The organism is Corynebacterium sp. c25Ua_47 (genome assembly GCF_039907205.1).
GTDB classification, from domain to species: domain Bacteria; phylum Actinomycetota; class Actinomycetes; order Mycobacteriales; family Mycobacteriaceae; genus Corynebacterium; species Corynebacterium hiratae.
This window is the reverse complement of sequence record NZ_JASBOH010000012.1, coordinates 53833-73140: the sequence shown is the minus strand read 5'-3', so window position 1 is coordinate 73140 and position 19308 is coordinate 53833. Positions and strand designations below refer to the sequence as shown.

The 19308-nt window shown below is 63.1% G+C and carries 21 protein-coding genes; 12 read left to right on the top strand and 9 right to left on the bottom strand.

Annotated elements, in window-relative coordinates:
* Positions 1 to 168: 168 nt before the first annotated feature.
* Both QKE52_RS11080 and QKE52_RS11075 read left to right on the top strand, forming a co-directional pair.
* Entirely contained in the window at positions 169 to 2034 is a 1866-nt protein-coding gene (locus tag QKE52_RS11080) for a BCCT family transporter (protein WP_347948805.1), read from the top strand.
* Positions 2035 to 2415, top strand: coding sequence for a hypothetical protein (locus QKE52_RS11075; RefSeq protein ID WP_158381619.1), 381 nt, complete (start codon positions 2035 to 2037; stop codon positions 2413 to 2415).
* Here QKE52_RS11075 and QKE52_RS11070 read toward each other — a convergent pair.
* Positions 2412 to 3059 (bottom strand): response regulator transcription factor, encoded by a 648-nt coding sequence (locus tag QKE52_RS11070; RefSeq protein ID WP_158395735.1) that lies wholly within the window; start codon positions 3057 to 3059, stop codon positions 2412 to 2414. The two genes, QKE52_RS11075 and QKE52_RS11070, sit on opposite strands and share 4 nt — an antisense overlap.
* Positions 3059 to 4228, bottom strand: a complete 1170-nt coding sequence (locus tag QKE52_RS11065) for a histidine kinase (RefSeq protein ID WP_347948804.1) — start codon at positions 4226 to 4228, stop codon at positions 3059 to 3061. Before QKE52_RS11065 ends, QKE52_RS11070 begins: the two co-directional genes overlap by 1 nt.
* Before the next feature lie 88 nt (positions 4229 to 4316).
* Here QKE52_RS11065 and QKE52_RS11060 point away from each other — a divergent pair, with 88 nt between their 5' ends.
* Genes QKE52_RS11060 through QKE52_RS11050 form a run of 3 tightly spaced genes read left to right on the top strand, consistent with a single transcriptional unit; the run spans position 4317 to position 6291 of the window.
* Positions 4317 to 5105 (top strand): PrsW family glutamic-type intramembrane protease, encoded by a 789-nt coding sequence (locus QKE52_RS11060; RefSeq protein ID WP_347948803.1) that lies wholly within the window; start codon positions 4317 to 4319, stop codon positions 5103 to 5105.
* Positions 5102 to 5524 carry a hypothetical protein gene (locus tag QKE52_RS11055; RefSeq protein WP_347948802.1) on the top strand — a complete coding sequence of 141 codons (423 nt, stop codon included), beginning with the start codon at positions 5102 to 5104 and terminating at the stop codon, positions 5522 to 5524. Before QKE52_RS11060 ends, QKE52_RS11055 begins: the two co-directional genes overlap by 4 nt.
* Complete coding sequence (locus QKE52_RS11050) at positions 5521 to 6291, top strand: PrsW family glutamic-type intramembrane protease (RefSeq protein ID WP_347948801.1); 771 nt, start codon at positions 5521 to 5523, stop codon at positions 6289 to 6291. The genes QKE52_RS11055 and QKE52_RS11050 overlap by 4 nt, the downstream gene beginning before the upstream one ends.
* Here QKE52_RS11050 and QKE52_RS11045 read toward each other — a convergent pair.
* Entirely contained in the window at positions 6227 to 7594 is a 1368-nt protein-coding gene (locus tag QKE52_RS11045) for a M20 family metallopeptidase (RefSeq protein WP_347948812.1), read from the bottom strand. The two genes, QKE52_RS11050 and QKE52_RS11045, sit on opposite strands and share 65 nt — an antisense overlap.
* 62 nt (positions 7595 to 7656) lie before the next feature.
* Between QKE52_RS11045 and QKE52_RS11040 the strand changes: the two genes are divergently transcribed.
* From QKE52_RS11040 to QKE52_RS11030, 3 genes are all read left to right on the top strand, one after another.
* Positions 7657 to 8736, top strand: a complete 1080-nt coding sequence (locus QKE52_RS11040) for an alpha/beta hydrolase family protein (RefSeq protein WP_347948800.1) — start codon at positions 7657 to 7659, stop codon at positions 8734 to 8736.
* A gap of 170 nt (positions 8737 to 8906) precedes the next feature.
* Positions 8907 to 10007 carry an HNH endonuclease signature motif containing protein gene (locus QKE52_RS11035; RefSeq protein WP_347948798.1) on the top strand — a complete coding sequence of 367 codons (1101 nt, stop codon included), beginning with the start codon at positions 8907 to 8909 and terminating at the stop codon, positions 10005 to 10007.
* A 352-nt stretch (positions 10008 to 10359) separates the two neighbouring features.
* On the top strand, positions 10360 to 10569 hold the full coding sequence (locus QKE52_RS11030) for a hypothetical protein (protein WP_046649061.1): 210 nt from the start codon (positions 10360 to 10362) through the stop codon (positions 10567 to 10569).
* Between the two features lie 148 nt (positions 10570 to 10717).
* Here QKE52_RS11030 and lepA read toward each other — a convergent pair whose 3' ends face one another.
* The gene (lepA, locus tag QKE52_RS11025) at positions 10718 to 12565 is read right to left on the bottom strand and encodes a translation elongation factor 4 (RefSeq protein WP_049156442.1); all 1848 of its coding nucleotides are present in this window, start codon (positions 12563 to 12565) and stop codon (positions 10718 to 10720) included.
* Positions 12566 to 12583: 18 nt separating this feature from the next.
* Here lepA and QKE52_RS11020 point away from each other — a divergent pair, with 18 nt between their 5' ends.
* The 4 genes from QKE52_RS11020 (at position 12584) to QKE52_RS11005 (ending at position 15468) form a co-directional block, all read left to right on the top strand.
* Positions 12584 to 13105, top strand: coding sequence for a type II toxin-antitoxin system PemK/MazF family toxin (locus tag QKE52_RS11020; RefSeq protein ID WP_049156445.1), 522 nt, complete (start codon positions 12584 to 12586; stop codon positions 13103 to 13105).
* Positions 13106 to 13223: 118 nt separating this feature from the next.
* On the top strand, positions 13224 to 13487 hold the full coding sequence (rpsT, locus tag QKE52_RS11015) for a 30S ribosomal protein S20 (RefSeq protein ID WP_010190855.1): 264 nt from the start codon (positions 13224 to 13226) through the stop codon (positions 13485 to 13487).
* Positions 13488 to 14297: a DNA adenine methylase gene (locus tag QKE52_RS11010; protein WP_046648998.1), complete on the top strand. Its 810-nt coding sequence runs from the start codon at positions 13488 to 13490 to the stop codon at positions 14295 to 14297.
* Positions 14290 to 15468, top strand: coding sequence for a hypothetical protein (locus tag QKE52_RS11005; protein WP_262347261.1), 1179 nt, complete (start codon positions 14290 to 14292; stop codon positions 15466 to 15468). Before QKE52_RS11010 ends, QKE52_RS11005 begins: the two co-directional genes overlap by 8 nt.
* On the opposite strand, the gene QKE52_RS11000 is transcribed toward QKE52_RS11005, so the two are convergent.
* The 5 genes from QKE52_RS11000 to QKE52_RS10980 are packed head-to-tail and all read right to left on the bottom strand — an operon-like array spanning position 15465 to position 19276.
* Positions 15465 to 16106 (bottom strand): LysE family translocator, encoded by a 642-nt coding sequence (locus QKE52_RS11000; RefSeq protein WP_347948796.1) that lies wholly within the window; start codon positions 16104 to 16106, stop codon positions 15465 to 15467. The two genes, QKE52_RS11005 and QKE52_RS11000, sit on opposite strands and share 4 nt — an antisense overlap.
* Positions 16103 to 16471, bottom strand: a complete 369-nt coding sequence (locus tag QKE52_RS10995) for an ankyrin repeat domain-containing protein (RefSeq protein WP_049156457.1) — start codon at positions 16469 to 16471, stop codon at positions 16103 to 16105. Before QKE52_RS10995 ends, QKE52_RS11000 begins: the two co-directional genes overlap by 4 nt.
* A gap of 11 nt (positions 16472 to 16482) precedes the next feature.
* Positions 16483 to 17430, bottom strand: a complete 948-nt coding sequence (gene holA / locus QKE52_RS10990) for a DNA polymerase III subunit delta (protein WP_046648994.1) — start codon at positions 17428 to 17430, stop codon at positions 16483 to 16485.
* Entirely contained in the window at positions 17427 to 18677 is a 1251-nt protein-coding gene (locus tag QKE52_RS10985) for a ComEC/Rec2 family competence protein (RefSeq protein WP_070517902.1), read from the bottom strand. Before QKE52_RS10985 ends, holA begins: the two co-directional genes overlap by 4 nt.
* On the bottom strand, positions 18674 to 19276 hold the full coding sequence (locus QKE52_RS10980; protein WP_070517932.1) for a ComEA family DNA-binding protein: 603 nt from the start codon (positions 19274 to 19276) through the stop codon (positions 18674 to 18676). The genes QKE52_RS10985 and QKE52_RS10980 overlap by 4 nt, the downstream gene beginning before the upstream one ends.
* Between the last annotated feature and the right edge of the window lie 32 nt (positions 19277 to 19308).

Here is a 19308-nt window from a genome sequence, read left to right as displayed (position 1 = left end):
AGGTTCGGATCGAGTACGTGTTCCTCCACGAGTTCGAAGAGAGCGAAGGCTTCCTCCAGCTCACGGACATTCTCATCAAAATTAGGCAGCGACATGGCATTCCAATCGACGCAGAAATAAGTGTCTTCATCCTAGCTCACAACACTGTCATTTCGCGCACCTGCGATAATGGTCACCATGAACTCTCGACAAGCCACCGGTCCCCCAGTAGGCATCTATCCCCACGACATGCACCCGGGCTTGGTCCCTGGCATCGGCGTGGAGGACCAACGCAACGCTTTCGCCCTCGACAAAATCACCTTTTTCAGCACCGCTACCTTCGTCGTAGCCTTCATCGTGTGGGGCATTAGCTCGCCAGAATCCGTCTCGGCCGCATCCTCCTCCGCCTTTTCCTGGGCCATCACGAACGCCGGGTGGCTGCTCAACATCACCATGATGATGGCCGTAGCCACCATGCTCTACATCGGCTGCTCCCGCCTAGGCCGCATCAAGCTCGGGACCGATGACGAAGAGCCTGAGTTCGGCTGGTTTAGCTGGGTCGCCATGATGTTTGGCGCCGGCATCGGCGTCGGCATCTTCTTCTACGGCCCGTCAGAGCCGCTGTCGCACTATCTCACCCCGCCGCCGCACACCGTCGACGGCAACAGCGTCGAGGCCCTGCACCAGGCCATGGCCCAGGCGCACTACCACTGGGGAATCTCGCCCTGGGCAGCCTATGCCCTCGTCGGCGGCGCCATCGCCTATTCCTCCTACCGCCGCGGACGCGTCCCTCTGGTGTCCTCGATTTTCAAGCCGCTGTTCGGCTCCCGTGATACCGACGGCCCGCTGGGCAAGCTTATCGACGTCCTCGCCCTCGTCGCCACGCTCTTCGGCACCGCCGCCACACTGGGTCTTTCCGCCATCCAGATCGGCCAAGGCGTCTCCATCATCCGTGGTGCCGGCCCGCTGACCAACTCCGTGCTCATCGTGATCATTGCGGTCCTGGGCTGCGGTTTCATCATCTCGGCGGTCTCGGGTGTCTCCCGCGGCGTGCGCTACCTGTCCAATTTCAATATCACGCTGACGCTGGCCCTCGTCTTCTTCGTGTTCCTTGCCGGCCCGACCTTGCTCCTGCTCAATCTCATACCGTCAGGCATCGTCACCTACATCGACCAACTCTTGCCGATGATGGCCAAGGGCCTGTCCTGGGGCGATGAGACCGTCGAGTTCCAGTCCTACTGGACTGCATTCTACTGGGCGTGGTGGATTGCCTGGACGCCGTTCGTCGGCATGTTTGTGGCCCGTATCTCCCGCGGCCGCACGCTACGCGAGTTCACGGCAGTGACCGTCTTCGCCCCGTCCCTCATCCTCATCCTGGCCTTCACCATCTTCGGCGGCACCGCTATCACCTTCCAACGCGAGGAGCTGCCCAACTTTGACGGCTCCGCCTCCGGCGAGCAGGTGCTCTTCGCCATGTTCGATAATCTGCCGCTGAGCAGCATCACGCCCTTCATCCTGATCGTGGTCCTAGCGGTCTTCTTCATCACCTCGGCCGATTCGGCGTCGGTCATCATGGGAACCATGTCCTCCAAGGGCGACCCCGCCCCCAACAAATTCATCGTCATCTTCTGGGGCCTGTGCATGATGGGCATTGCAGTCGTCATGCTGCTGACCGGCGGCGAGGACGTGCTCACCGGCCTGCAGAACCTCACCATCCTCTCGGCGCTGCCTTTCTGCATCGTGCTGCTCGTCATGATGGTGGCCTTCATCAAGGACCTGCGCTCCGACCCGATGTTCATCCGCCGCGCCTACGCGCGCGCCGCAGTGGAAAATGCCGTCGTGCGCGGCATCGAGGAGCACGGCGATGACTTCGAGCTCACCGTCGAGCACGCCGACGAAGGCCGCGGTGCCGGCTCCGACTTCGATTCCTCAGCGCACCGTTACACGGACTGGTACCAGCGCACCGATGAAAAGGGCGAGAATGTAGACTACGACTTCGACACCGATACCTGGGCCGATGGCTACGACCCGAACTCTGAACAGAAGGAGACCTAAGTGGGCATCCCCGACGATGTCGTCCTCGACGGCTACACGCTTATCGAACAGCACGAAGTGGACCACGAGTTCCTCATCAATGGCTCGCCGCTCGCCGTGGATACGCCTCTGCTATTCGCACTCACGATTGTTGGTGTTCTCCTCGTGGCGGCCAGCTTCTTCCTGCGCAGGCCGGGCCGCATCATCGCCGGGCTCTTGGGCGCGATCCTGACGCTGACCAAGCTGTGGTGGATGCCCATCGCACTGGCCCAACAGTTCAACGACAGCCAGGTCTTCGGCTACGCGCTGAAGTACTACCCCCAGTACTGGCCGGCGGCGTCCATCATCGTGATCGTCATCGCGCTGCTCGGCCTCGCCTCCGCGTTTATCCGCCGGCGCTAGCGCGATTCCAACACCGCAATCGCGATGTGTACGCGGTTGGTGCCGCCCAGCTTGTCCAGGATGTGCTTGATGTGGGTTTTCACCGTCGTAACTGACACATAGAGCTGCCCCGCGATCTCCTGGTTGTCCAGGCCCTGGGCCACTAACTCCGCCACCTCGTTCTCGCGCTGGCTTAAGCCCTCCAGCGGGTGGGCCTCAAGCGCCTCTGGTTCTGCGGGCGAGGGCTCGGGGCGCTTGAGCGCCAGCAAATTCTTCAGCGCCTTCGGGCTCAATAGCTGCTGCCCGGTAGCCGCGGCGCGCACCGCAGAGACCAGGCCCTCCGGCTCGATGGTCTTGAGCAGAAAACCCATCGCGCCGGCGTGCAGCGCATCCACGATGAACTCATCCGTATCAAAAGCGGTGAGCATGACCACCGGGATATCCGGCGCGCTCGCGCGCAGCTGCCCAGCCGCCTCGATGCCGTCCATGACCGGCATGCGGATATCCATGAGGACCACGTCCGGCTGCAGGTCCAACACGCGGGCCACGCCGTCGCGCCCATTGCTGGCCTCGGCCACCACCTCGATGTCTGGTGCTCCCTCCAGGATGAAACGAATGCCGCGGCGCAGCGCCTGCTCATCATCGACCAACACCACTGAAATCATTACGCGCTTGCCTCCTCCGGTAGTTCGAGGACCCAGGTGAAAGTGGAGGCGTCGTCAAGCACTGTGAAGGTACCTCCGGCCAGCCGGGCGCGTTCCTCCAGACCTAGCAGGCCGTTGCCGCCACCGGACTCTGGCTGCTCCGCTACTTTCTTGTTCTGCATGGTCACCCGCACCTTATCCTCCTCGTTCTCCACGGCGAGCGTCACCTTCTTCCCCGGCGCATACTTGCGCGCGTTGGTCAGCCCCTCCTGCACGGCGCGGCCCAGCGTGTGGGCAGCAAGCGTGCTCAGCTTATCGACGTCTCCCTTGACGTAGCGCACCTTCGTCCCCGCCGCGCGGGCCCGCTCGATGTGCTCCTCGATGCTCGCGCGCGGATCCACCCGGTCATCCACGCGCAGCGCCTTGATGACCCCGCGCAGGTCCTCCACGGCGGCCTTCGCCTCCGATTGGATGGTGTCTGCTGCCTCGGCGATGCGCTCTGGGTCGGCGTCCTTGCGGTAGCTCAAGCCGCCCGCGTACACGGAAATAAGGCTGAGGCGGTGCGAGAGGGAATCGTGGATATCGCGGGCAATGCGGTTGCGTTCCTCCAGGCGTGCGCGCTCCTCGCGCGAGCGCAGCTGGTCCTCGTTGAGCTCAGCCAGGCTCACCAGCGTGACCTCGCGCTGGCGGCGCTGCGCGCGCACCGAGCCCGTAATCCAGGCAACGATAAGAAAGAGGCTTCCATAGAACACGTAACCAAAGGGATCGAAGATGTTCATCCGAATGTAAGGCACAGAGATAACGGTCACACACGAGGCCACGAAGACCGCCGTCCCCGCCAGGGACCACCGCAATCGGCCGCGCGAGATGATTGAAATCAACACCACCAGCACTGACAGCGACAGTGGGCGAAACCCGCCTAGTACCAGGACGAGCAGAGCCGCAATCAGCGCCACCGGATGGCCGGGGTACTCCTCGTGGATGTTGCGCTCCCGCCGTGAGTGGTGCAGGGCGAAGGGCAGCAGAATCCACGTGGCGAAGCTACATAGACCCATCAAGCCCAAAACAAGGGCTTCCTGATCCGTCCCCTCGAAGTTTTCGATATGGGGGATCCATGCCGCCAAATCCGCCACCACGCAGAGGAAAATGAGCAACACCGTTATCCACAGTGGCCGCGTCTTTCTCGTCATGGTTGCCACGATAGTTCTCCCTGCGTTCCGGAAAATCCTCCCTGCGGAGGATACCGGCACCCCAAGCCTGGTTCATAACCTAAAGCGCATGAGAAGAACACAAACTTTGTACGAACTGCTCACCGCCGCCGGGCTGGTGTACGTCGCTTATGATTTCTCCCACGGCGCTTTCGTGCCCACGAGCGCGCTCGCCGCAGTGTTGTACGCGGCCGTCGCAATCGGTCTCACGCTGCTGGTTCTGCGCAAGCACCCGGGTATTGCGCACGGGGTGGTGTGGGGTATTGCGGTCTCCACTGTCGCCGGCCAGCTCAACGAGAACATGTACCACCTCCTCATCCGTACGGTCCCGGACTGGCTGGTCATCGCTGGAATCGCCCCGCTTAACGAGGAAGTCCTTAAATTCCTCGGCGTCGTCTTCATCTGCACCTGCGTCATCCGGCCCCGCCACTGGGCGGATTACGTCTTCGTCGGTGTGGCTGTAGGCATGGGCTTTAGCGTGACCGAGAACGCCATCTACTACGCCAACATGACACTGGAGAACCTCGATTCTGATATCAGGGGAACGCTGCTGGCGGTGCTTGTCCGCTTCATCGCGAATCCGCTCATGCATTCCTTCTTCACCGCAATCGCGGCTTACGGGCTCTCCCGCCGGCAACCGGTGCGTTGGTTGCTCATCGCCATGGCGGTGCACTTCACGGCCAATTTCGGCCCGTCTATCTCTACCGCGTTTGACGACGCCTTCTGGCCCATCTTCCCCACCTTCCTCATCTTCATCGGCCTGTGGGTGGCCATGATTGTCAGCATTGTCAAACTCCGCAAAATCCTCCCTGCGGAGGATACCGGCGCAAAATCGCAGCTCTTAGGGTCAAAAGCATGAGAAACACACTGATTTATTCCTGCATCGGCGTCCTCGCCGCAGTACCGCTTGCCGACGCCCTCCTCCCCGACCCCACTCCCGACACCACGCCCGTACGCGGTATCCCGGGGCTTGAATGCCCGGAGGATCCGTACGCCTCCTCGCAGACCTGGAACTGCGGTGGTGCGACCATCATTTCTGAGGAAGGCAGCTCCTCCCACGAGGTCGAGACCTACCTGCCGCGGCAGCACCGTTCCTTCATCGGGACGCGCGCGCTCACCGACGCCCCCATCACCACCCAGGCGCCAGAGCTCTACCGCGTCGAGGACGGCGACGGCATCACGCTGTCTCAGCGGCACAACAACACCATCTCCTTCCTCCACATCTACGGACCGAAGGCACGTGACTTCGCCGACCGCGTGCAGCCGGAGGACGCATGAAGTACCTGTACTACCTGCTGACCCTCGGCGCGCTGGCCGTCACCGCCTTCCACTACGCGGGCGAGCCCTTCCTGCCCGCAAGTGCTCTGGCCGCCGTGGTCTTCGCCGCCGTACTCGTCCCCCTCGCGCTGTTCTTCCTGCGCCGCCGGCCGGGAATTGCGCACGGCGTGGTGTGGGGGTTCGCGGTTTCCGGGCTCGCGGTGGAACTCAACACGAACATGACCCACCTCCTCGCCCGCGCGGGCCTGGACTGGCTGGGCGCTGCGGGGTATGCGCCGCTCATCGAGGAAGTGCTGAAGTTCCTCGGCGTGCTGCTTATCTGCACCTTCGTCATCCGGCCCCGCAGTTGGCTCGACTACGTCTTCGTGGGCGTGGCCGTGGGTATCGGTTTCACTGTGGGTGAGGACGCCACCGCCTTCGCGCGCATGACGGTGGATAACCTCGATTCGGATACCGCCGGCGCGATCTCGGCGGTGGTTATCCGATTGGTATCCAACCCGCTCTCCCACTCGCTATTCACCGGGCTTAGCGCCTATGGCCTATCCCAGAAACAGCCTGTGCGCTGGCTCATTGCCGCCATCGCGGTGCACGTGACGAACAACCTCTTCCCGTCGCTAAGCACCGCGTTCGACGACGCCGTCTGGCCCGTGCTCGCCGGCATGGTCGTCGTGCTAGCCGTGTGGGTAGCCACCATCTGGGGCGTTATTGCGCTGCGGAAGAACGCGGCTGCGCATCTGCCCCTGTCCCCTGCACCGGCGCACGCATAGCCTTCGTGGCCGGCGAGGGGTGGGCGTCCTCGGCGGCGAGGCGCTCAAAAGCCACCGCCGCTAGGGCCGCGGCTTGGTCTCCCAGAACCGAATCATCAAAGCGCACCAGCGGCGAGTGGTTCCACTCGCGCATGTGCTCCGGGGTGTGCGGATCCCCCGTACCGAACCACATGAAGGTGCCCGGAACCTGGGATAACACTGCGCCGAAGTCTTCCGAGGCCATCATCGGCGTGTCCATGGTCAGCACGTTTTCCGCACCGAACATCCCCGCCCACAACGACGCCGCGAACTGGTCCTCGCGCGGTGAGGTCTTGGTGGCTGAGTACAGGACCTCAAAGTCCACCTTCGCGGTACAACGGTGCGAGGCCGCCACGGAGCTTGAGACCTCGATGATCATCTGGCGGACGGCGTCGATGTGTTCGTCGCGAAGCACGCGCACCGTCGCGCCCAGCTCCGCCTTGTCCGGGATGACGTTGACCGCCCCGTCGCCCGCGCGCAGGTTGGTCACCGTGATAACAATCGGCGAGTTCGCGTCGAAGCGCCGGGTCAGCGCCACCTGCAGCGCCACCTGGATCTCCGCAAGGGCCGCAACCGGGTCAATGGCATCATGTGGGCGCGAGCCATGTCCGCCCTTGCCGTAGACGGTGATCCCCAGGTTCGAGGACGAGGCCATCATCGGGCCCGCGATGTGGTGAAAAGTACCCCGATCCTGCGGGCCGACGTGCAGGCCGTAGGCAGCAATGGGGCGGCGGCCAGCAGCGTCGAGCACGCCCTCATCAATCATCGGCTGCGCACCACCCGGGCCTTCCTCGCCCGGCTGGAACATGAAGATGACATCGCCCAACAGCTCCTCGCGGTGACGGCACAGCATCTTTACCGCACCGATAAGCCCCGCCGTGTGCAGGTCGTGGCCACACGCATGCATGTTGCTATTCGTCGAAGCAAACGGGCTGCCAGTTTGCTCACGCACCGGAAGGGCGTCCATGTCCGCGCGCAGCAGCACCGAGACGGGACGCTCTCCGCGCTTGCCGCCGCGCAGCACCGCGACAACGGAGCTCAAGTCGCGCCCGAGCTGGATCTCCAGCGGTAGCCCTTTAAGAGCTTCGAGCACCTTCTCCTGCGTGCGCGGCAGGTGCAGCCCGACCTCCGGGTTCTGGTGCATATCGCGACGGAACTCCTGCAACTCCGGAAGCAGCTCCCGGCCTTCCTCCACGAACACTTGGCTGGCCAACCGCTCCCCCAGCTTGGCCGAAACCATCGGAAGCGGTGGCAATTGCTGACGGTGGCGCGGTGCCATCTTCATGGTGTCATCCTTTCCGAGCATGTGCGCCGAGCATACCGGAATCTGTATTAAGGTAGCCGGTTATGAAGCTCTTCTCCGCGCTGGTGGCCAGCTCCCTGATGTTCACGCCCGGCTCCTCCTACCAATTGTCGAGCCGCGACGAGGCCTCATCGCAGTGGGCCGTGGACACCATGTTCAACGTCATCGATGGCTTGGGCACCTCCTCCCATCTGCTTACCGACGCATGGTCTACGGAGCAAGAAGAGTACCCGTACCCGATTAGGGAAATCGACGAGGTTTCCCTCATAGAGCGGCGTGCTACCGACGAACCCGGCCGTGAGAAGTGGATCGTCTCCTCGCCGTCGATGGGTCGTGACATTCCTGTCGACGTCGTCGTGGGCAACGGCGGTCCCGTTGTGTACTTTCTCGAGGGCGTAGATTCCCCGGAGACCTCGAACTGGATCACCAAAGGCCATGTACGGCGCGTGTTTGGGGATACGGATGCGAGCATCGTCATCCCCTCGCAGGGAGCCGGATCCATGTGGACCGATTGGAGAGAGGATGACCCGAAGTTGGGGCGCCACAAGTGGGAAACTTTTGTGACCACCGAACTCGCGCCGCTGGTGGAGGCGGAGCTCAACCACAACGGCAAGCGCGGACTCATTGGGTTGTCCATGGGAGCGTCGGGCGCGGTAATGATGGCGAACAACAACCCGGGTTTCTTTAATGGCGTGGCGGGTATTTCCGGCTGCTATTCCACCACCAGCAAGGTGGGCCAAGGCACGGTGGACTTGACGGTGCGCACCAAGGGTGGCGACCCGACGAACATGTGGGGCCCGCGCGGTTCGGAGGATTGGCTGCGCAATGACGTCATGTCCCACCCGGAGGGGCTGCGCGGCACGGCGGTCTACCTCGCTGCGGCCTCGGGCGCGTGGACCGACGAGGAACTGGCGGCCTACCCCGGGAAAACCGTCAACGACCGCATCGGCGGCACCCTTTTGGAGGCCGGCTCGCGTCGCTGTACGGAGGAGTTTTCCGCCGCGCTTGACAACGCCTCAATCCCCCACACCACCGACTATCTCACCGACGGCACCCACGACTGGGTGATGTTTGGCAAGCAATTGCAGCCGGCGTGGGATGCGATTAAACCAGCGCTGTACTAGCGACGCCCCACCCGCTTCGCTTCCGCGTCGGCTTACTCTCGCGCGTTTCCCGAGCCCGTGATTGGCGCTTATCCCGACCTGTCCCCCGTCACCCGTGGCGCACCCCTTCTAAGTAGGAATTTTGTTCCTCCGGTTGCGGGGTTGCGGGTGCTGTTTTAGTCTCTGTGTCCATGGGGGATATCGAAACCTACCTCCGCCTCCGCAACTCGGGGATTGCGCTGGTGGAGCATATACCTGGCACACCCGAAAAGCTCCGCGCGCTCGGCGCCGACCCAGCCGATGCTGCCGAGCTGTCACAGCTACACCAGGTGTACTTCGGCCCCACCCGCTATACGGGCAAGCAAAAGAAGGCACGTGCAGCCGCCCTTAAACAACGCCACAGCCTGAGCACCCTCACACTGATTGAAACCTACGTTTCAAAAGTAAAGAAGTCCTTGGATGCGTGGAACCTCCGAGCCAAACTTGCCGCTACTCCCGCACACCGCATCCGAGCCGTTGCCACCGCACGGCTTAAAGAACTCAAGCGTAAAAGAACCGCCAAACCAGGTGTGCGCATCACCTACCGAGAGCAAGGGCCTAACACCCTCTCCATTACTGACGATGCCACCACGATCGCCAACATGCGCGCAGTCCTAGAATCCACCAACAACACCGACCTACTCAAAGCCGCCAACGACGTCTTCTTCAACCAAGCCACCGGCACCAAGCCTTCCGTGCGCACCCAAGTCATCGTCACCCTGAATGAGTTGGACCAGATCATCAACGGTGACGGCGACGAGATCGAGCTCAACCTCACCAACGGTGCGCGCATGACAGGGGCAGAATTCTTAACCCACAAGTTTGCCGAAATCGGGTATGCCACCATCGTGCACCCTATTGAAGGGCCCATTAACACCTGGCGCTTAGAGCGCGGGGCAAACTTCAATCAACGCCTTACCCTGCACGCTGAATTCCACACCTGTTCTAGGCCTGGGTGTAATAAGCCAGCTGATTACTGCCAAGTGCACCATCTCATCCCTTGGCAGGCTGGTGGCTTTACCAACATCAAGAACTTGACCTTCCTGTGCGCCTACCACAACGGTATTAACGACGATGACCCTTTAAAGCCTACTGGGCGCGGCTACATGTACCGCCTCAACACCGGCGTGGCGTTCATCCCGCCCTGGGGAACACCAATTACCGCAATGCCGGGATACCAAGAAGCAGTCGCCAGACTCAACTCCGAGCAACAAACAGGACAGCCACCAGACCCGCCACCCGACAGCAACTAACACCCAGCCGCCAAACACAAAAAGCGCCGGTATCCTGCAACAACACCAAGCACCCGTCAATCGAAAGATGGTTGGCGGGGATATCGGCGATCCTTAACCACGCTTCACTCGCCGCCAGATACAGCAGGGGCAGCCACGGCAGGATCCTTAAGCCCTTAAAGAGCGAAGCCCGCCAACCACAACAAGGTACACAGGAAATCAGCACTCCCTGATTGCGCCCCACTGTCCCAGTAGTGCGGGTGTCCCCGCTTCCCTTTAAGGGACCACGTGCACTGTCACGAATGCGGGGAGCTTGTTAACGTGTTAGCAGCTGAAGGAAGCGCAACAACTCTTACGCATGAAAGGGCTATTCGTGACCAACCCAGTAAGCGCATGGAAGATTACCACTGCTATTGCAGTCGCAGGCAGTGTCCTCTTGCTCATTCTGTACGTGGGTTTAAGTCGCCATTACAACGCCCAAGAGCTCGCCATGCTTGTAGACGGTGCCAACGCCAACGGCCAGGACTACTCGGTGACAATCCACAACCAGCTCACCGGCAGCTACTCATTTAATGCCGAGTAGCTTTCATCCACAGCCGTAGATCACGCGGCATCTCGTAATCTCCAGCCGGTGCAGGATCTGAACCTGCCCGGTAATGGCAGCCGGCGCGGGGGATTTGAGCCGACGGTGCCGGCCGTGGCCCCACCAGTGGTTGTGAGCACTGGCTGCCTTACTCGGCGTCTGTGGACAGCGCCGCCACGAAAGCCTCCTGCGGCACGGACACGGAGCCGATGGACTTCATGCGCTTCTTACCGGCCTTCTGCTTCTCCAGCAGCTTGCGCTTACGGGAGATATCGCCGCCGTAGCACTTGGCCAACACGTCCTTGCGCATCGCGCGGATGTTTTCACGCGCGATGATCTTCGATCCGATGGCCGCCTGGACGGGCACCTCGAACTGCTGGCGTGGGATGAGCTCCTTGAGCTTCTTCGTCATCTTGTTGCCGTACCACTGCGCGGAATCGCGGTGCACGATAGCGGAGAAGGCATCCACCGGGTCACCGTTAAGGAGGATATCCACCTTGACCAGGTCCGCTAGCTGCTCGCCAGCCTCCTCGTAGTTGAGGGAAGCGTAGCCCTTGGTGCGGGACTTCAGCATGTCGAAGAAGTCAAAGATAATCTCACCCAAAGGCATGGTGTAGCGCAGCTCCACGCGGTCCTCGGACAGGTAGTCCATGCCACCCATCTGGCCGCGCTTGGACTGGCACAGCTCCATCGTCGAACCGACGAACTCCTCCGGCACGATGATAGTCATCTTCACGATCGGCTCGTAGACCTCACGCAGCTTGCCGCCGGGCCAGTCCGACGGGTTGTGCACCATGGACTCCTCGCCGTCCTCCGCCACCACGCGGTAGGTCACCGACGGTGCCGTAGAAATCAGGTCCAAGCCAAACTCGCGCTCCAGACGGTCGCGCGTGATTTCCATGTGCAGCAGACCCAGGAATCCGCAGCGGAAGCCGAAGCCCAGGGCGACGGAGGTCTCGGGCTCGAAGGTGAGGGAGGCGTCGTTAAGCTGCAGCTTCTCCAGCGCGTCACGCAGGTCCGGGAAGTCCGCCTGGGAGATCGGGAACAAGCCGGAGTACACCATGGGGTTCGGGTCGGCGTAGCCCTTGAGCGGCTCAGTAGCGCCATTCGACGCCCACGTAATCGTGTCACCCACCTTGGTCTCACGAACGTTCTTCACGCCGGTAATCAGGTAGCCCACCTCGCCCGGGCCTAGACCCTTGCACTTCTGCATGGTGGGGCTGACGATGCCCACCTCCAGCAGCTCGTGGTTGGTACCCGTGGCCATCATGGTGACCTTCTGGCGCGGGGTCAGTTTGCCGTCCATCATGCGGATGTAGGTCACCACGCCGCGGTAGGTGTCGTAGACGGAGTCGAAGACCATGGCACGGGCCGGGGCATCCTCGCCGAACTCGGACGTCGGCGCCGGGATGAGCTCCGCCACCTTATCCAGCAGCTCCGGCACGCCCTCGCCGGTCTTGCCGGACACGCGCAATACCTCCTCCGGCTCGCAGCCGATGATGTGGGCAATCTCCAGGGCGTACTTCTCCGGGTCGGCCGCGGGCAGGTCGATCTTATTCAGGACCGGGATGATCTCCAGGTCATTTTCCATGGCCAGGTAAAGGTTGGCCAGGGTTTGGGCTTCGATGCCCTGGGCGGCGTCGACAAGCAGGATGGCGCCCTCGCAGGCCTCCAGCGCGCGGGAGACCTCGTAGGTAAAGTCCACGTGGCCAGGGGTATCAATCATCTGCATGACGATCTCCTGGCCCTCGAACTCACCGGAGCGAGGAATCCAGGGCAAGCGCACGTTCTGCGCCTTAATGGTGATGCCGCGCTCGCGCTCGATATCCATGTTGTCGAGGTATTGGTCGCGCATATCACGCTCCTCCACCACCTGCGACAACTGCAGGATGCGATCAGCCAGCGTCGACTTGCCGTGGTCGATGTGGGCGATAATGCAAAAGTTTCGGATCTTGGACGGATCCGTAAACGTAGTGGCCGCGAAGTTTGTAGACATGTGTTTAGAATAGACGACATGTCTAGGTTGGCACGCATTCTCGGTATCGGAGGCCCCGAGCCTGTCGACGTCGGTCTCGAGCGCATCACCGAAGGCTTGGGGTTGAACCAGAATGATTCCGTAACGGAACCGCGCAAGGCCGCCGACATTCGCGTCGAGTGTGCCGCCGCCCACCCGCGCAGCGTCTTCTTCACCCCCGACATGGACGGGCAGGCAGACTCCGGCGAGGTTGTCTGGGTGTGGGCACCCTCGGATGGCAAGCAGTCCCCGCCGCGCGAGCGGGCCGTGCTCATTGTCTCGCGCACGCGCACCACCGTGCTGGGTCTGCTCATCTCCCCCAACCCGGGCCACGCGAACAAAGAGGAATGGCTCGATATCGGCACCGGCGAATGGGACGAATCCGGCCGGCAGTGCTGGGTGCGGATGGACCGCGTGTTGGAAATCTCCGAGGAACAATGCCGCCGGCAGGGCACGCTCTTCCCGGAACGCCGCTTCGAGCGCATCGCCAACCGGCTGCGCTCGCGTTATCACTGGGCCTGATTTGGGGATTCGGTCCGAGCCCTGCTAAATTTTTTGGGATGCCGGGGCACGCTGGCGGTCAGGACCTTGGGTCCGCCTTCCTCGGTTGCACATTCCTACGACTCTAAGAGGTATAACGATGGCAAACATCAAGTCCAAGCAGAAGCGCATCCTGACCAACGAGAAGTCTCGTCAGCGCAACAAGTCCGTACGCTCCGCCGTGCGTACCGAGATCCGCAAGTTCCGTGAGGCCGTCGCCGCTGGCGACAAGGCTGCAGCCGAGAAGCAGCTGCGCGTTGCCTCCCGCGCACTGGACAAGTCCGTGTCTAAGGGCGTCTTCCACCGCAACACCGCGGCTAACAAGAAGTCCGGCATGGCCACCGCCTTCAACAAGATGGCCTAAATGAAACCGCTCCTGAAGTGGGTCGGGGGAAAGCGCCAGCTGCTACCCGCTATCCACTCCGTGCTGCCCGAGAGCTTCGATACTTATGTCGAGCCTTTCTTGGGCGGCGGAGCGGTTCTTTTTTCTTTGGCGCCCGAACGCGCCCGGGTCAATGACCTGAACACCGAGCTCATCACCGTCTACGAGGTGGTCCGCGATAACGTGGACGAGCTCATCGCCCTGTTAAAGGGCTATCCGAATGATTCGGATTTCTTCTACGAGATGCGCGCCCGCGACCGCGAGCCGGGTTTTGCGCACTTAAGCCCCGTTGAGCGTGCTGCCCGCACGATTTATTTGAATAAGACCTGCTACAACGGGCTTTATCGGGTGAATAACGCCGGCCAATTCAACGCCCCGTTTGGCCGCTATGCCAACCCGAAGATTTGCGATGAGCCCAATCTGCGTGCGGTTTCGGAGTACCTGTCCTCCCACGACGTGACGTTTTATAACGGCGACTACGCCGCGGTGGAGGCCAACGAGGGGGATTTCGTTTACTTCGACCCGCCCTACGATCCGGTCAACCCCACGAGCAATTTCACCGGCTACCAGTCGGGTGGTTTTGGCCGCGCGGACCAGATTCGTCTGAAGGAAACCTGCGACGACCTCAACGCCCGCGGGGTGAAGTTCCTGCTGTCGAATTCCGCGACGGACTTCATCAAGGAGCTGTACGCGGACTACCACATCGACATCGTGGGGGCCACGCGCGCGGTGAACTCCGTGGCCTCGAAGCGCGGCAAGGTCGATGAGGTGCTCGTGCGCAATTATGCTTAACGACGCCGCCTGGGACCTCGTTTACCCCCACATCGCCGCCGGCATCGCGGACCAGGGCTTTGCGGTATTGCCCGCCGCGAAGCTTAAGGAGCTATCGGGCCGCGAGCCGCGGTTGATGGCCAAGCATGACTTTTCGGCAGCGCGCCCCGAAGTGTTTCGAAAGCACGGTTTGTCCATGCTGCCGATTCGCCGCGATGCCTACCTGATTGGCCGCTTTGACCTGTACCAGCCTTTCCCGGAGCAGGCCGGGCCGCTGAAGTCGATGCCGGTTCCGAGCCACATCCAGTCCATTGACTTCGAGAACCTGACCTCGGAGGCAGCGGCACTGACCGCGGCGAGCTTAAGCGGCATGCTCGAAGATTTCCTGGGCGGTAAGCTGGTGCCGACGGTCAGCGGGCGCATGTCGACGCTCACGCTGCCCATGCGTATCGGCGGGCGCGACGTGGTGGTGGACCGCGCCCAGATGGAGATCGATGCCGGCTTCGAATCCGCCGAACACCTCGTGCTCGTGGAGGCGAAGAACCACCTCTCCCCCGACTTCAACATCCGCCAGCTTTATTTCCCTTTCCGCCGCTTCTCGCTGGCTCTGGATAAAGAGGTGGTGCCGGTGTACCTGGTCTACTCCAACGGCATTTTCCATTTCTACCGCTACGCGTTTAGACAGCCGGAGGACTTCCGCAGCATCGAGCTCGTAAGCGCGGCGCGCTATGTTTTGGGCGAGTCTGGCGTGACCGACGCGACGGTGCGCGCGGTGCTGGCGCGCACGCAGGTCGAGGGCACGCGCGTTCCCTTTCCGCAGGCGGACTCCTTTGCGCGGGTCATCAGCTTGCTGGAGAACCCTGTGCCCAAGGCGGAGATGCCCGAGGAATTTGGTTTTACTCCACGCCAGGCGGATTATTACACCAACGCCGCCCGCTACTTGGGCCTGAGCAAGCTCAACGGCACCCGCGATGAACGCAACCTCACCCTCATCGAGGCACTGGCCTGCCGCCCGGTGTTCCGGGACATGGTGCGGCACGTCGTGGATACGGGCCGAGCGGTGGATAAAGAAGAGGCAATGGTCTTCATGCGGGCGGCGAACCTGGGCCTGGGTGATTCGACCCTGCGCCGCCGCTCCGCCACGGTCGCGGCATGGTCGCAGTGGCTCGCGGAGCTGCTGGAACAGGACTAGGCAGCCTGGATGCCGGCCCACACCAGAGCGCAGCCGGCCACCACGAAGAAGGCGCCGGAGGCTATGTCGATCCACGGGCCGGCGGCCAGGAGGCGGCGGCGAATCGCGCGGGTGGAAATAACCGTCGAGAGAAAGACGAAGAGCAGATAGCTCGACAGCGCTAGGCTCAGCACCAGTGCCACCGATACCCCCACCGGCGGGTGCGGCGGCAGCAGCGGGGCGACCATAGCGGCGAGGAAGAGCACGATCTTCGGGTTGGACAAGTTGGTAGCCAAACCCGTGCGGAAGACCTTGCCCACCGACCCCAAGCGTGCGGCCGCCTCCTCCTCATCGACGGGCGGCTGCTTGCGCAGCTCCAGCCCGGAGCGAATGGAGAGCACGCCCATAAACACCAGGAAACAGCCACCGATCACCTGAATCAACGAGAGGACACCGGGGAAGGCGGTGAGCAGGGCGGCCGCACCGAACACGGTCAGCGTGCACCAGAACAGCACGCCTACCTGGATGCCCGTCGCCGCCGCAATGGCGTGGCGGCGCGAGCGCGTGGCATAGCGCGTCACTAGGACGATGTCCGGGCCGGGTGCTGCCGCACCGACGAGATTCATCAGGAGGATGGCCGCAAACGCGGACCAGCTCATGACAGGCGCTCGAGAAGGTCCTCGCGGCCGAACATGCGGGCCGAGTCGAGGGCATTAGGCTGGCCGGCGGAGGGGTCGGCGCCGGCGTCGAGAAGCGCGTCGATCACCGCGTCTTCTTTCTTAAAAATCGCTCCGGCCAATGGCGACTGGCCACGGTCGTTGAGGAGGTTGACGTCGGCCCCCGCCGCGGCGAGCTGGCGTACCAGCTCCGCATGGCCGTGGTAGGCGGCAAGCATAATGAAGGACTGCCCGTCCTGGTTCACCGTGTCCACGTTGACGCCCTGCTTGATGTACTCGAGCAGCGTGGCATCGCCGTTGCGGGCAAAGTCAAAAAGCTTGGTGGCAAAGTTCTGGATGTCATCCATGGAGGGTTAGTCTAGCGCGCCAGCTCCGCCACCCGTTTAACGGCCGCCTCGATGGCGAAGTCCTCGTCCCCGCCCTGGCCCTTGACCGCAGCATCCAGCTCCGCCATGAGGATCACGGCCTTGGTGATATTCTCACCCGACCAGCGCCGCGCCACCGGTTGGGTGAGTTTTACCGCGTAGGGCGCCATGCCGGTCTGGGAAGCCAGCGAGTACTGATCCCCGCGCGCGGAGTAAAGCCGCGCGATATTGCCCACCTTATTCGCCAGCGCCGAGGCGATGGCCACGGGGCTCGCCCCTAACTGCAGCGCCCGACGGCACGTGGAGACCGCCGCCTCCACGCGGCCAGCCACAGCAGCATCCGCGATATCCCAATTGGCCACCTCAGCCACGCCCACGTAGTACGCGTGCACCGCCTCGCGGGTTACCTTGCCTCCTGTGTCGAAGACCAGCTGCGAGATGGCGGAGGCGAGTTCGCGGAGGTCGGAGCCGACGCCGTCGAGAAGCGCCTGCACCACATCCGGGGTCGGTCGCACCCCGTGCGAGGCGAACTCGCGGGTGGCCCACTGCGCGAGCTCGTTCGGGTAGAGGGAAAAGACCTCATGCACCTCGGCCGTCTTGCGCAGCGCCGCGATGAGCTCCGGCGGCTTCTTCTTTTTCTTCAGCGTCTTCGCCGTCACCGAGTAGATCAAAATGAGCGTGATGCCGGGCATCGGGTTGGCGCAGGCGTCGAGGAGGATCTTCGTGACCTCCTTGCCGGCCCGCTCCACATCACTGATGACGATGACGCGGTCCTCCCCAAACAGGGAGGGGCTGGTCGCTTCCAGGATTTCGCCTTCGCTCACCTCGGAGGCCTTGAGCTTGGTTACTTCGCCGTGTTGGATACTCAGGCGGGCGCGCTCGGCTAGGAATTCATCATCGCCGAGGATGAGGTGCACGGGGGCTGAAGACATGCCTGTCATCTTAGCAACGCCGCGATGATCCACCCGCCGAGCAGCAGCACCGCGATAGGGCCGGCGGCCACGGTGGTCACGGGCATCGAGGAGGCGACAAAGTGGATCCAATCCGCCAAGGGCTCAATGAGGATCACAAGCGGCCTGCCCAGCCCCACCTGCGCCAGGGCGGCGGCGATAAGCCCCACGACGGTGATGACCGGCACGACCGGAGCCACCAGCACGTTGGCGATGACAGAGACCACCGAGACCCGCCCGGACATCAGCGCGATGAGCGGCATGGTCACGATATCCGCGGCGATGGCCACGGCGAAGGCGCGGGCGACAATACCTGTGCCCAGCACGCGCAACAGCAGCGGGGTCAGCGCCACGATGCCGGCGGTCGCCGCCACGGAGAGCGCGAACCCAAAGCTGACCGCTAGGTCGCTGTCCGCCGCGAGCAGGAACAGCACGCCGAGGGAGAGCGCATGGAGCGGTTCCATCTTCGAGGAGTGGAGCACCGCCACCAAACCGGCCAGCCCAGCGACGGTGGCGCGCTGGACGGAGGGCTCCCACCCCACCAGCGCCACGAATAACGCCAACGCGCTTGCCGACGCCCCCACCCTCGCCCGCGGCCCCGGCACCACCAACGCGGCCGCGGTGCACACGATGGCGACGTTAGAGCCCGACACAGCACTCAAGTGCGACAGCCCGGTGTCGATGTAAAGCTGCTTGTCCTCGGGGCTTTGCAGGCTGGTATCGCCCAGCACCATGCCAGGGATAAGGCCGTTATCGCACACGGCGCGGAAGTTCTCCGCCACCGCGGCGGTCCAGCTATGGGCGTGCGCGGTGAGTTCGCCGCTGAAGACGGTCTGCCCTACCCCTACCCGGTCAGACGGACCGGGGTGACCGTGCACCGTGACAAGGGAGCCGCTGAAGGCCTCCGGTTTTTCCTTGAGGAAGACCGGCAGCTGCGCCGGGTAGCCGGGCACGCGCAAGCGCACCATCCACCCGGAGGCGGTCTGGGTGGGGTCGGCGGCAAGTTTTCCCGTCACCTCCGAACCAAAATGAAAGCCCGCCGCGCGCACCGAGCGCACATGCGCAAGGGTGGCAAAGATGGCCCCACTTGCCGCGCACAAGATGCCCTGGCCACGCCACTGCCCGCGCGCTAAAGCGAAGAGCACGAGCCCACCCAGCAGCCAGGGGTAGCCGAAAAGTACTGCGAGCGTGGCCAACCATGCGACCACCGCGGCGGGTACGAGCCGCAGTTCCCTCACGGCCGAACCTTGTCCTTGAGCTTCGCGAACTTCGCCGGTCCGATGCCGGAGACGTCCATGAGTTGCTCCACGGTGGTAAAGCTCCCGACTTCCTCGCGGTGCGCGATGATCGCCGCAGCCGTGGCCGGCCCGACCCCGGGAAGCTCAGTGAGCTCCTCCACGGTGGCGGAGTTGAGGGAGATAGTGTCTTCGGCCGCAGCGCCTAGGGCAGCGGGAGGAGCGCCGACGGTGATCTGTTCGCCGTCGTTAAGCTTCTGCGCCAGGTTGAGGTTGTCGGTGGGCACGCGCGGGCGTGCCACCTCAAGGGCGTCGTTGATGCGCGCGCCCGGTGCCAAGGTCACCAGGCCCGGCTGCTCGACGTCGCCCACGACGGAGACCACGATGTCGGCCGCCACCTCGCTGCTCGGCGCGGCCACCTCATAAGGGTTCTCCGCGCTGCGGCTCAGCCCCAGCCAGGCGAGGAGCGCGACGCCGGCTAAACCTGCTACGACAAGCGCCAGCCAGGGTGGCACGCGCACGCGCGGAAAGTCGACGTTGAGCAGTTCTTCTTCCCCGGTGGGGCGGGTGAGGTCGCGGAGACGATCAGCAATGGCGTTCATGCCCGCGACGCTACGCAGCGCCCACACCCCCG